The sequence below is a fragment of the Candidatus Krumholzibacteriia bacterium genome, assembly GCA_035268685.1.
In the GTDB taxonomy this organism is placed as follows: domain Bacteria; phylum Krumholzibacteriota; class Krumholzibacteriia; order JAJRXK01; family JAJRXK01; genus JAJRXK01.
Window position 1 is genome coordinate 1 of sequence record DATFKK010000189.1, and the last position, 12,615, is coordinate 12,615.

General features: G+C 69.1%; 13 protein-coding genes. 8 read left to right on the plus strand and 5 right to left on the minus strand.

Annotated elements, in window-relative coordinates; genetic code table 11:
• On the minus strand, positions 1-891 hold an 891-nt coding region (locus VKA86_18150; protein ID HKK73130.1), incomplete at its 3' end, for a DUF5117 domain-containing protein.
• 155 nt (positions 892-1,046) lie between these two features.
• Between VKA86_18150 and polX the strand changes: the two genes are divergently transcribed.
• From polX to corA, 4 genes are read left to right on the plus strand one after another with little or no spacing between them, the layout of a single operon-like run.
• Complete coding sequence (polX, locus tag VKA86_18155; protein HKK73131.1) at positions 1,047-2,783, plus strand: DNA polymerase/3'-5' exonuclease PolX; 1,737 nt, start codon at positions 1,047-1,049, stop codon at positions 2,781-2,783.
• A gap of 53 nt (positions 2,784-2,836) precedes the next feature.
• Positions 2,837-3,658 (plus strand): hypothetical protein, encoded by an 822-nt coding sequence (locus VKA86_18160; GenBank protein HKK73132.1) that lies wholly within the window; start codon positions 2,837-2,839, stop codon positions 3,656-3,658.
• Between the two features lies 1 nt (position 3,659).
• Positions 3,660-4,505 (plus strand): mechanosensitive ion channel family protein, encoded by an 846-nt coding sequence (locus tag VKA86_18165; protein ID HKK73133.1) that lies wholly within the window; start codon positions 3,660-3,662, stop codon positions 4,503-4,505.
• Between the two features lie 2 nt (positions 4,506-4,507).
• On the plus strand, positions 4,508-5,560 hold the full coding sequence (corA, locus tag VKA86_18170) for a magnesium/cobalt transporter CorA (protein HKK73134.1): 1,053 nt from the start codon (positions 4,508-4,510) through the stop codon (positions 5,558-5,560).
• Between the two features lie 4 nt (positions 5,561-5,564).
• Here corA and VKA86_18175 read toward each other — a convergent pair whose 3' ends face one another.
• Together VKA86_18175 and VKA86_18180 are read right to left on the minus strand one after the other, a co-directional pair.
• Positions 5,565-5,867 carry an antibiotic biosynthesis monooxygenase gene (locus tag VKA86_18175; GenBank protein HKK73135.1) on the minus strand — a complete coding sequence of 101 codons (303 nt, stop codon included), beginning with the start codon at positions 5,865-5,867 and terminating at the stop codon, positions 5,565-5,567.
• A 22-nt stretch (positions 5,868-5,889) separates the two neighbouring features.
• A complete protein-coding gene (locus VKA86_18180) occupies positions 5,890-6,690 on the minus strand; it encodes a protein phosphatase 2C domain-containing protein (protein HKK73136.1) in 801 nt (266 codons plus the stop codon).
• A gap of 133 nt (positions 6,691-6,823) precedes the next feature.
• Here VKA86_18180 and gnd point away from each other — a divergent pair, with 133 nt between their 5' ends.
• The 3 genes from gnd to pgl are packed head-to-tail and all read left to right on the plus strand — an operon-like array spanning position 6,824 to position 9,893.
• Entirely contained in the window at positions 6,824-7,735 is a 912-nt protein-coding gene (gene gnd, locus VKA86_18185) for a decarboxylating 6-phosphogluconate dehydrogenase (protein ID HKK73137.1), read from the plus strand.
• Positions 7,735-9,171 (plus strand): glucose-6-phosphate dehydrogenase, encoded by a 1,437-nt coding sequence (zwf, locus tag VKA86_18190; GenBank protein ID HKK73138.1) that lies wholly within the window; start codon positions 7,735-7,737, stop codon positions 9,169-9,171. The genes gnd and zwf overlap by 1 nt, the downstream gene beginning before the upstream one ends.
• Positions 9,168-9,893, plus strand: coding sequence for a 6-phosphogluconolactonase (gene pgl, locus VKA86_18195; protein ID HKK73139.1), 726 nt, complete (start codon positions 9,168-9,170; stop codon positions 9,891-9,893). The genes zwf and pgl overlap by 4 nt, the downstream gene beginning before the upstream one ends.
• Here the strand turns inward: pgl and VKA86_18200 are convergent.
• Positions 9,877-10,089: a heavy metal-associated domain-containing protein gene (locus VKA86_18200; GenBank protein ID HKK73140.1), complete on the minus strand. Its 213-nt coding sequence runs from the start codon at positions 10,087-10,089 to the stop codon at positions 9,877-9,879. The two genes, pgl and VKA86_18200, sit on opposite strands and share 17 nt — an antisense overlap.
• A 134-nt stretch (positions 10,090-10,223) precedes the next feature.
• Between VKA86_18200 and VKA86_18205 the strand changes: the two genes are divergently transcribed.
• Positions 10,224-10,865: a hypothetical protein gene (locus VKA86_18205; protein ID HKK73141.1), complete on the plus strand. Its 642-nt coding sequence runs from the start codon at positions 10,224-10,226 to the stop codon at positions 10,863-10,865.
• A gap of 330 nt (positions 10,866-11,195) precedes the next feature.
• Here VKA86_18205 and VKA86_18210 read toward each other — a convergent pair.
• On the minus strand, positions 11,196-12,615 hold a 1,420-nt coding region (locus VKA86_18210), incomplete at its 5' end, for a glycosyltransferase family 39 protein (GenBank protein HKK73142.1).

A 12,615-nucleotide genomic window follows, 5' to 3' on the forward strand; every position in this document is an offset into this window, starting at 1 on the left:
CTTCAGACGATGGCGGACGATCCACTTGCGCTCGATGGGTTCGTCGAGCGGCGCGGCGTAGTCCTGGTAGCCGATCCACAGCGCACCCGAGCGCGGATCGAACGCGCGCGGTTCGTAGCCGTCGTCGGGCAGACGCACCAGCGAGTGGTGCTGCACCAGGGTCACGGAGTCGGGCGTCGGTGTGACCTTGCGTACCTCGGGCCCCGGCTCGTCGCTGCCGAAGGTGAGGATCGCCTCGAACTCGAGGTTGTCGGGAAAGGCGAGCACCTGGCTCGGGTCCAGCGTGCTGCGGTCGTCGTCGAGTTCGAACTTCCCCTGACCCGTGCGCTTCAGCGTGCGGACCACGCCGTGGGCGTCGCGGACGACGAAGTCCGTGAAGTCGACCACGAAGTCGCCGCCGGGTGCCTCGGCCACCACCGGGCCGGACCACAGGATCGACCGCGCGAAGGCCTGCTCCACGGCGCGGCGCTCGTCGGGGTTGTCGCTGGTGGCGCGGAAGCCCAGGTTCGGCTGCACCACGTAGAGTCTCCGCCCGATGCGGTGCAGCTCGACCACGCGCGTGCTCCCGATCCTGCCGCGGTCCAGACCGACCGGATTGCTGCCCAGTCCGTGCGCCAGTCCCTCGACGTACAGCACCTCGGCCACCAGACCGTCGGCGCCGGCGGGCGGGAACTCGAGCCAGACCCTGGCCGCGTCCCGGTCGAGGATCACGTCGAACAGACCCGCCAGGCGTTCCTTGCCCTCGACGAACTTCTCCAGCGGCCCGGGCTCCGGCTCGGGAGGCGGCGTCTGCGTGGCCGCGGGATCGGGAGTCGGCGGGGTCGGCGTGGAGGTCCCACAGCCGGCGATCAGGACGAGAGCGAAGACGAAGATCGAGCGGGCGGGTCGCACGGAGGCTCCTCGGGTCGGGGCCGGATGGGCGGAGGTCGCCGAGACTATCGCCCGGACCGTGGGTCCACAAGGGGACTCGGCTTGTGAGGGGTGTGCGGTCGGCACTACCCTGATCGACCGGAGTGCGACGACGGGGACCATCGACGGGAGACGACGTGGCAGCGGCGGCCGACAAGAAGACGGTGATCAAGACCCTCGAACGCATCGCGGTGCTGCTCGAGCTGAGCGGTGCCAACCCCTTCAAGAGCCGCGCCTTCCAGAACGGCGCGCGGGCACTGCAGTCCTACGAGGGCGATCTCACGGCCGGCCTCGAGAGCGGCGAGCTGAAGAAGATCAAGGGCGTGGGCAAGGGGATCCTGACCGAGGTCGAGTCCCTGCTCGCCGACGGCACCAGTCCGGCCCTGGTGGAACTCGAGGACGCCGTCCCCGCCGGTCTGCTCGAGATCGTCCGCGTGCCCGGTCTGGGGCCGAAGCGCGTGCGTGTCCTGCACGAGAAGCTGGGCATCGAGACCCTGGGCGAGCTGGAATACGCCTGCAACGAGAACCGCCTGGTGCAGCTCGACGGCTTCGGTGCGAAGACCCAGCAGAAGATCCTGGCCGGCATCGAGACGGTCCGTCGCTTCGGTGGTCGTCACCTGCTCAGCGACGCCTGGGCCGCGGCCGATCGGCTCATGGACTTCGTGCGGGGGATCGACGGCGTCGAGCATTTCGAACTGGCCGGCTCGATTCGCCGCCGCCGCGAGACGATCAAGGACGTCGACATCCTCGTCAGCGCCGCCGATCCCGGCCGCGTGCACGAGGCCTTCACCGGCATGGACGCCGTGGCCGAAGTCATCGGCAGCGGCGACACCAAGACCAGCGTGCGGTTGGACACCGGCATCCAGGTCGACCTGCGCACGGTCACGCCACGGCAGTTCCCCTTCGCGTTGCACTACTTCACCGGCAGCAAGGAACACAACACGCGCATGCGGCAGCGCGCCAAGGACCGCGGCCTGAAGCTCAACGAGTACGGACTGTTCCCCACCGGAAGCGACGCCTCGCTCGAGCTCGACAGCGAGGACGCGATCTTCGAGGCGCTCGACCTGCACCCCATTCCGCCCGAGCTGCGCGAGGACATGGGCGAGTTCGACGCCGCCGAGCAGGGCGACCTGCCGCCGCTGGTCGAGGAAGCCGACATCCGCGGCGTGCTCCACAACCACACCACCTGGAGCGACGGCGCCCACTCGGTGCGCGAGATGGCCGAGGCCGCGCGGGCCATGGGCTACCAGTACCTGGGGCTGAGCGACCACAGCCAGAGCGCGTTCTACGCCCACGGCCTGAAGCCCGATGCGATCCTGCGCCAGCACGAGGAGATCGACGAGGTCAACGCCAGCTTCGACGACTTCGTCGTGCTCAAGGGGATCGAGAGCGACATCCTTCCCGACGGCTCGCTCGACTACGACGACGACGTCCTCGAGCGCATGGACTTCGTGGTGGCGAGCGTGCACGGCCACTTCGGTCTGAAGCCGGAGGACCAGACGAAGCGCTGCATCCGCGCGGTGCAGAATCCCTTCACGAGCATCCTCGGGCACCCGACCGGCCGTCTGCTGCTCGCCCGCGACGGTTTCGAGATGGACCTGGAGGCGGTGATCGAGGCCGCGGTCGAGGTCGACTGCGCGCTGGAGTTGAACGCGAACCCGCATCGGCTCGACCTCGACTGGCGCGAGCTGCGCCACGCCGCCAAGCTCGGTGCGCGGATCAGCATCGGCCCCGATGCGCACCGCACCGAGGGCCTGCAGGACGTGCGCTACGGCGTGGCCGTGGCGCGCAAGGGATGGCTGCGGGCCGAGAACGTGCTCAACGCGCTGCCGCTCGACGAACTGCGGGCCTGGTTGCGCGCGCGGCGGGGGTGAAATCGGCGCTTGCGGTCGCCCCGTCGGCCCGCACAATGGAGCGCGGAGGCCCGATGAACGATTCCAGCGATCCGCGGCGCCCCTGGTGGGGTGTGCACGAGATCCCGCTCGGCGAGACGCGCACCTGGTGGATCGGCCCGCTGCGCCTGTCGATCACCCGCCTGGCGCACGAGATCCAGATCACCCGGTGGACCGAGGGCGACGCGCTCGCGCCGGGCCTGCGCGTGGCCGACCCCGAACCGGTCGATCCGCCCGCGTCGGCGGAGTTCGGACGCTTCGGGTTCGAGGAGACTCCGTCTTCGATCCACCTGCTTCCGCTGCACGCCGACCGGCCCGTGGTGGCCCAGCCCGAGTATCCCTTCCACCTGCCCGCGCGTGAGTCGGCGACCATCTACGTGAGCACGCCGTTGTGGCTGCAGGTCCGCAGCCGCGCCGACGCCCTGCCGTTCTACGAGACGTCGCTCTTCCGCCCGTCGGACACCTGGTTCGGACCGAGCACCCGCGTGGGCGAGCTGTGCTACGCCAGCCGCACGGCGGCGCGCCTGAACCTCGAGAACGTGCCCGTCCTCGCCCAGCGGGCGGTGGCCGCCGTGCACGTGCGCAACCGCTCGGCCAAGCGCCTCGACCTCGAGCGCTTGAAACTGCCCGCGCCCTTCCTGTCGCTGCACGCGGCGGGCGACGGCCACCTGTGGGCCGAGCGGGTGACCCTGCTGCGGCGCGGGAACGACGACGCGGCCGAACTCGAGCTGTCGCGCCGGCCTCCCGGCGAGGCCGGCACCACGGCCTACGTGCATGCCGCCCGCGAGAAACCGACGCGCGGCGCTCTGCTGCGCACCTTCGGGCGCATGCTGAACCGGATCGACGATCATGTTTGACATGCTTCCATCCCTCGATTTCGCGGCACTGATCGACACGCTCCACGTGGAATCGGTCTTCCGGGCCGCGGTCGTCCTGATCCTGGGTATCGTGCTGACGCGGCTCGTGGGCCGCGGGGTGGGGCGCATGGTCGAAGTGCGCCTGAGCGCACAGGAAGGCATGGTCACGCGGCGCCTCATCACCTGGGTGCTGGGAACCCTGATCGTGGTCACCGCGCTCAACGAACTCGGCTTCGACCTGCGTGTTCTGCTCGGTGCCGCCGGCGTCTTGACCGTGGCCCTGGGCTTCGCGTCGCAGACCTCGGCCTCGAACCTGATCAGTGGGCTGTTCCTGATGGCCGAGCGCCCCTTCGTGGTGGGCGACTACATCCAGGTGGACGACCGTACCGGAGAAGTGCTGTCGATCGACCTGCTGTCGGTGAAGTTGCGCACCTTCGACAACCTGCTCGTGCGCGTGCCGAACGAGGACATCATCAAGAAGCACATCGTCAACCTGACCCATTTCCCGATCCGCCGCGTCGACCTGAAGTTGCGCGTGGCCTACGGATCGGACATGGACCACGTCCGAGAGATCCTGGCGCGGGTGGCCGACGACACTCCTCTGTGCATGACCGAGCCCGAACCGCTGTTCGTCTTCCTGCGCATGGGCGAGTCGGGGATCGAGTTCCAGTACTCGATCTGGGGAACACGCGACAACTACCTCGACCTGCTGAACAGCATGTACACGGCGGTCGAGGCCGCACTGCGGGCCGAGGGAATCGAGGTTCCACTGCCGAAGCGTTCGGTGGTGGGCGCACGCGCGGACGAGCCCGTGCGCCTGGACACGCACCCAGCGACGAGGGATTGATCATGTTCCACAAGAAGCATCCCGAGCTTGGCGCCAAGCCGGGCTCGCTGGTCATCTCGCCCGATGCCGCACCCCCACGGATCCGCCTGATCGACTACTCGACGTCGCATCACGAGACCGTGGACGATCTGCCGGTCCACGAGATCGGCCAGCACGTGCAGACACCTTCGGTGTCGTGGGTGGAGGTCCGGGGGCTGGGCGACCGTCACGTGTTCGAGGAGTTGTCGCGGCAACTCGAGATCCATCCACTGGCGATCGAGGACGCGGTCAACGTGCCGGTACGGCCCAAGAGCGAGCTCTACCCGAACTTCCACCTGGTCGTCCTGCGCATGATCCGCGGGCTCCCGGACGGTCGTCTGGAACGATCCCAGGTCACGCTCTTCGTCGGCGAGCGGATCCTGTTGACGGTGCAGGAAGGCCAGGCCGACGTGTTCGACAAGGTGCGTCGGCGCACCGAGATCGGTCCGCGCATGCGCGCGTCCGGGCCGGACTACCTGGCCTACGCCCTGATCGACCTGGTGATCGACGCCTACTTCCCCGTGATCGAGACGATCAGTCAGAGGATCGAGGATCTCGAGGAAGAGATCACACTCGAGGCACGGCGCTCGCACGTGGCCGCGGTTCTGGACCTGCGCCGGGAATTGCAGGAGTTGCGTCGCGACATGGAGCCCATGCGCGACCTGGTGGCCGCCCTGCTGCGCGAGGAGAGTTCCTTCTTCGGGGACGACGCGCGCACCTATCTGCGCGACTGCCAGGATCACGCCATGCAGCTGCTCGAGGTGGTCCACAGCGGGCTCGACGCCACCTCCCAGCTGCTGTCGCTGCACGGGGCCATGATGTCGAACCGGATGAACGAGATCATGAAGGTGCTCACGGTGATGAGCACGATCTTCATCCCATTGTCGTTCCTCACCGGACTCTACGGCATGAACTTCGTGAACATGCCCGAGCTTCAGGCCCAGAACGGGTATTTCGTCCTGCTCGGGGTGATGGCGGTGATCGTCGTGGCCCTGGTGCTGTTCTTCCGGCACAAGGGCTGGCTACACGACGACTGAGCGCTCACAGCACCACTTCGAAGCCCTCGAAGCGCGGCGGACCGGCGAGCGTTCCCTCCGGTGAGCGGGCGCTCGCGTGCGCCTTGCGGAAGGCCTCGGACTCGGTCCAGGCCACGAACGACGCCTCGTCGTCCCATGCCGAGTGCGAGGCGTAGAGGGTCACGCCGTCCTCGGTGGCGCCGCGCAGCAGGTGGAACTCGCGGAAACCCGGGACCTCGTCGAGGTGGGTCTCGCGTTCGCGCCACTGCGTCTCGAAGGTTTCTTCGTGTCCCTCGTTGATCCGGAAGCGATTCATGGCGATGTACACTGTCGATCGTCCTCGTGGGGGTTCAGGTGGGGCGGTGGGCCAGGACGACCACGTCGTCGGGTTTTCCCGGCCACGGTCCCTGGTCTTCGAACATACGCGCGTGGTTGCGTTCGACCAGGGCACGGATGCCGTCCTCGAGCGGACCGCTGCGCACGAAGGCCACGATCTCGTCGTCGCTCAGGTTGTCGAAGAGACCATCGGTGGCCAGCAGTAGTGTGTCGCGCGCGGCGAACGGCACGGGTCCGACGGTTTCCCAGCCGACCTCCTCGGTGCCGAGGGCGTTGACGAGCAGGTGTCGCTCCTCGTGCGCGCGGGCTTCGTCCAGGGTCATGCGGCCGGCGGCGGCCTCGAGGCCCGGGACGGTGTGGTCGGTGGTGCGGAGCTTGCGGCGGCCGCGTTGGCCGGTGAGCAGGATCGTCGAGTCACCGGCGTGCCAGGTGCGGACTTCGTTCTCGTGGATCAGTGTCAGGGCGACGGTGGTGATCGCCTCTTCCCCGAGGCGAGCCACGGCGTCCACGGCTTCGATGCGGGCACGGCGGATGCGATCGCGGATGTCGCCCTCGCCCGACTCCAGGGTCCAGGCGATGGCCCGCACCGCGGCTTCGGAGGCTTCACCCCCGAGAGCATGGCCACCGGCGCCGTCGGCCACGGCCATCACCAGGGTGTCGCCGTCGTGGTGGATCAGTGCGGAGTCCTCGCTCGGCCGGTCGGCGCCGGGCCGGCGCGCACCCCAGACGATCACCGGACCGCGGGGGGTGTCGACGCGACCCACGCCCTGGAGTTCGGCGCGGGGCAGCATCAGGGTTCGTTCCGATGCGCCCACGGGGGATTCTCCTCGTTGCCACGTGAGGCGGCTTCGTCCACGGTGTCCGAAAAGGGAAAAGACCACGACGGCAGTCCCGTTTCAAGCATACTTCCGTACGCTCTTCCGCACGCTCACGAAGAAGGGATCCGCCATGAAACTCGCGATGATCGGCCTCGGACGCATGGGTGCCAACATGGCCGACCGCCTGATCGAGGGTGGTCACGACGTCTGTGGCTTCGACCTGAGCCGCGATGCACTCACCCGTCTGGGAGACGCCGGAGGCCGCGGATTCTCGACCATCGAAGACCTGGTCGGCTCGCTGGAGCCGCCCCGCACCGTGTGGCTGATGGTTCCGGCCGGCAAGCCCGTCGACGACACGATCGACGAACTCGTGCCGCGGCTGGCCCAGGGCGACCTGATCGTCGACGGTGGGAATTCGAACTACAAGGACACCATGCGGCGAGCCGAGGACCTGGCCGCAAAGGGCTTCCGCTTCGTCGACGTCGGCACCAGCGGCGGCGTGTGGGGGCGCAGCGAGGGCTACTCGATGATGGTCGGGGGACCCGACGACGCCGTCGAGCGTCTGAGCCCCGCGCTGAGGACGCTGGCACCCGGCGAGGAACTCGGCTGGGGCCACGTCGGACCCGCCGGCGCGGGACACTTCGTGAAGATGATCCACAACGGCATCGAGTACGGCATGATGCAGGCGTACGCCGAGGGCTTCGCGCTCATGGAGCGCAAGAAGGACTTCGATCTCGACCTCGAGCAGGTCGCCCAGATCTGGCGCCACGGCAGCGTGGTGCGCAGTTGGCTGCTCGACCTGATCGCGCGCGCCCTGAAGGACAGCCCGCAGCTCGAGGGACTCGACGCCTGGGTCAGCGATTCGGGCGAGGGCCGGTGGACGATCCAGGAGGCCGTCGACCTCGCGTCGCCGGCGCCGGTCATGACCATGGCGCTCATGGAGCGCTTCTCGTCGCGCGACGACGACTCCTACTCACACCGGCTGCTGAACGCCCTGCGCAATCAGTTCGGCGGCCACGCGATCAAGAAGAAGGATTCCTGATGTCCGACGGTCACGCGCCTGCGCACCTGTTCGTGTTGTTCGGCGCCACGGGCGACCTGGCGCGCCGCAAGCTCCTGCCCGCCATGTACCGCCTGAGCGAAGCGGGTCTGCTGGCCGGTCGCTGGGCGATCCTGGGCGTGGCCCGCAAGGCCGACATGGACGACGAGCGCTACCGCGCCTTCGTTCGCGAGTCCCTGGCCGAGGCCGGCGTCGAGGGTGACCTGGGTTCGTGGTGCAGCCACTGCGTGCACTACCAGAGGCTGGACGACGACAGCCAGTTCGGCGACCTGGCGCAGCGCATCGACGACGTCGAACGCGAGCACGGCCTGCCCGGCAACCGGCTCTTCTACCTGGCGCTGCCGCCGCACGTCTTCGCCTCGACCGTGCAGGGACTGGGCGAGGTCGGCCTGAACGAGAGCCGCGGCTTCACCCGCCTCGTCGTGGAGAAGCCGATCGGCCACGACCTCGCCAGTGCCGAGCAGCTGGAGAACGTGCTCCGTGGCATCTTCCGCGAGGACCAGATCTTCCGGATCGATCACTATCTGGGCAAGGAGACGGTCCAGAACCTCCTGGTGCTGCGCTTCGGCAACGCGATCTTCGAGTCGCTGTGGACACGCGAGCGGATCGAGAACGTGCAGATCACCGTGGCCGAGGACCTGGGCGTGGAGGACCGCGCCGGCTACTACGACCAGAGCGGCGCGCTGCGCGACATGATCCAGAACCACCTGACACAGCTGCTGGCGCTGATCGCCATGGAAGTGCCCGTGGCCTACGACGCCGAGGCCGTGCGCAGCGAGAAGATCAAGGTCCTGCGGTCGATCCGCGACATCGAGCCCGACGACGTCGTGCGCGGTCAGTACACGCGCAAGGGTGACGTGCCCGGATACACCGAGGCCGAGGGTGTGCCCGACGAGTCGACCACCGACACCTTCGCCGCCGTGCGGCTGTTCGTGGACAACTGGCGCTGGTACGGCACACCCTTCTACCTGCGCACGGGCAAGCGGCTTCCCCGCAAGACGACGCAGGTGGCGATCACCTTCCGCCGCCCGCCGGTGCAGTTGTTCCGGAGCATGCGCTGCTACGAGGTCTCGCACGACGCGCTCATCCTGCAGATCCAGCCGAACGAGGGCTTCGAACTGTACTTCGACGTCAAACGACCCGGCGAACCCATGCGTCTGGAGCGCGTGCCCCTGGGCTTCGAGTACGCCGAACGCTTCGAGGGCATTCCCGACGCCTACGTCACGCTGCTGCTCGATGCGCTCGAGGGCGACCAGACCCTGTTCGTGCACCACGACGAGGTGATGGCCTCGTGGCGGTTGTACGATCCGCTCGTGAAGGAGCCGGCTCCGGCGCACCCGTACGAAGCCGGTTCGTGGGGCCCGCGCGATGCCGACGTGCTGTGCACGCGCCACGGACACGAGTGGATGACGCGATGAAGCCGCCACTGCGCATCGAGCCCGACCCCGCCACCCTGGCCCGTGCCGCCGCCGACCGTGTGGTCGACACCCTGCAGGCGGCGATCGACGCGCGCGGGCGCGCCCGGATCGCGCTGGCCGGCGGTTCGACCCCGCGGGCGATGTACGAGGAACTGGCCGGTCGCCGCGAGGCCCTCGACTGGAGCGTGGTCGAGTTCTTCTGGAGCGACGAGCGCGTGGTGCCGTCCGACCATCCGGACAGCAACGTGCGGATGGCCCGCGAGGCCCTTCTCGATCCTCTGGGCATCGACGCGGCGCAGGTCCACGCACCGCGGACCGAGCTGGGCGCGGAGGACGCCGCGACCGCCTACGAGATCGAACTCCGCACCCGCGCGCACGACGACGGCACGCCGCACTTCGACCTGATCCTGCTGGGCATGGGCGACGACGGTCACACCGCGTCGTTGTTCCCCGGCGGAGCGGAACTCGAGGTCGAGGAGAACACCCTGGTGGTGGCATCGACCGCCCCCGTCGAACCGCGGGAACGGGTGACCTTCACGTTGCCGTTGATCGACGCGGCACGGTCGGTGCTGTTCGTGGTGGGCGGTGCCGCGAAGGCGCCGGCGCTGCGGCGGATCTTCGACGGCGACCGCGACCTTCCCGCCGCCCGGGTGGCCCCGCGCGACGGCGAACTCCTGTGGATGGTCGACGCCGACGCGGCCGACGTCAGTCCGCGAGGGTGAAGCCGGCGCGGTCGACGGCGGCGCGCAGCGCGTCGTCGCCGGGATCGTGGTCGATCTCGACCTCGACGCGGCCGGTGTGATGGTCCGCCCGCGCGTCGCGCACGCCGTCGACGCGCTTCAGTGCGTTGGAGATCGCGTTCTCGCAGCCGTTGCAGGTCATCCCCTCGACGCGGAGGGTGCGGAGTTCGGTGCTCACTTCGGGGCCTCGGGGTGGGGGTCGTCGGGATCGGCTCGCTTTCGGGGGAAGCTAGCAGGGTGGGTGGTGGGGGACAACGGGGGCGGGGATCTGGAGAGCCTCTCGCCCCGTGCGCTGTTCGAGCGCGCGACGGCGTGCGGACCCTGTACAACCATCCCATCTGGTGGGAGCCGCACGAGGTGCGCGCGGGCGTGGTCGACACGACGAAGGTGCCCCGCATCGCCGACCGCTTCGACGTGATCGAACTGAACGCCGGACGCTCGATCGGCATGAACCTCGTGGCCGCGGGCATCGCCCGCGCGTGCACGTTGGCCGCCGGCGACGACTGGCCGACCTTCCTCGACAACGTCTGGCGCGGCGAATCGCGGCAGCGGGTCGCTTCCCTCACCCGTGCGTCCGTGCAGAGCGTGGCCGACGCCATGATCGACGCGGTGCTCGACGCCGACGAGTCGGTGCAGCTCGGCCGCAAGGTCACCCGCGTGCAGAGCCAGCTGCTGGAGAACGCCGTGAGTGCCGTCCTGCAGTCGAAGTTCGTGCGCGACTTCACGCCGGCGCGGGCGTCGCTGCGCGCCGTGCTGCGCCGCGTGAGTTCCCGCGTGATCGGCCGCTGGATGGAGTACGAGAAGGGACTCGAGCACCACGTGATGAGCGGCGAGCTGGGCAGCTACCTGCTGCTGAACGCGGCGTTGGGTCCGAAGGGACCGGCCGAGGACGGGTCCGGGATCGGGGCCGTGCCGCGAAGGGTGCGGACGGATCAGGGCCCGTCGACGTGCTGAAGCGCACCGTCGTGGTCGACGAGGGGTGTCGCGGCGTGTTGTCGGCTGGTGAAACCATTCTTCGAAAAGCCGGGTTTCGGGTTGTCAGCCGCCAATGGATGACAACGGCGAATGTCAGCCCCCAGAGGCTGACGTTTCCATTTGTCAGCCCCAGCCGGCTGACAACCCTGAACCCAGGTTTTTCGAATGTCTTCGCACGCACCGCTTCGACGGGCGAACCCGGCAGACGATGACGAAGTCGATGATCCGTGCCCCGACGGGTGTCGCTCGAGACGTGTCGATCCTGATCGTCGCGCCCACCGAGATCGCCGGCCGAATCAGCGCACTCGCTCAGTCGTAGTGACGCACGGTCGACCAGATCTCCCCGACGGGGTGCGACCGTCCGCGCAGGACGAAGACACCGTTCCCGTTCTCGTAGGGCATGCAGAGGCCGCAGTCGGTCTCGGTCACGCGGTCCACCGAATCCCAGTTGCGGGCGTGGTCCTCCGCGTCGCCGCCGACGACGATCACCACGTCCACCGGGTGATCCGGCGGCCCCCACATCCAGTAGTTGTTGTGGCCGCTGAACGCTGGGGGCAGGTCGCGGCCGCGGCCGAGCCGCTCGAGCGCGCCGGCGACGCCGTAGTTGCCGGCGAAGACGATCGCCCGTTCCCGTTCGGCGGAGGTCAGGGTCGCCGCCGCCTCCTCGACCGCGTCGACGATGCGGTGCCAACCGTGCATGTCGGCGTAGAACTGCTTCAGCACGCCGACCTCCTTGCGCTCCTCGGTCGAGGGTTCCTCGCCGAAGGCGCGCGCGTACTCGACGTACCGCTCCACCGGCAGGACGGGGAGCGCCAGCGGCGCCAGCAGCGCGCCCCAGGCCAGGATCAGCGCGGCCAGGCCCCAGGCGAGGACACCGCGCCGACCCAGCCGCTCGACCAGGCCCACCGCGCCGGCAGCGAGCAGCCAGGTGTAGGCCGGCCCGAGATACCCGCTGCGGCTCGTCCCGCTGAACGCGAGCAGACCGAAGACCGCGAGCCAGACCCAGCCCAGCAACCGGAAACGCCCGCCGCGGGCGGCGAACAGCCAGACCAGTCCCGTGCCCCAGATGACGACCGGCAGCAGACCCGTCGCGAAGAGCTGGTCGACGGCGAACTCCGCGACGGACTTGCCGGCCATCTTGGTCGAGGTCGCCTGCTCGATGAACTCCAGCGTCGCCCAGTCGTGCGCGGCGTTCCAGAGGACGTACGGCGCGAACAGCGCCGCTGCGATCGCGCCGGTGACCCAGGGTCCGGGCGTGGTCAGCGCGCGACGACGGGCGGTGAGCAGCAGCCCGGCGGCGATCCCGAAGCCGAGCCAGAGCACGCTGATCTTGTTCAGCAACCCGAGGCCGAGCACGACGCCCAGCGCGACCCAGAGGCGCAGCGGTGGCCGGTCGGTCCGGAGCAGCTCGACGAGGATCGCGGCGGCCAGCGCCCAGAAGAGCATGTCGAAGGCGTTCATCGAGTAGACGTGGTTCGTGCCGAGCCAGAGCGGCAGCGCGACGGCCGAGGCCATCGCCAGCGCTTGCGCGCGCCGATCGCCGCCGAGCCGCGCGGCGATCCAGCCCACGACCGCGACCGTCGCCGCGCCGGCCAGTGCCGGCGGGATCCGCGTCGCCACCAGCGAGTCGCCGAACAGCGAGCGCCAGCCGGCCAGCAGCCAGATCGACAGCGGTGGGTGGTCGACGTAGCCGAAGTCCAGCCGGTGACTGCACGCCAGGTAGTAGAAC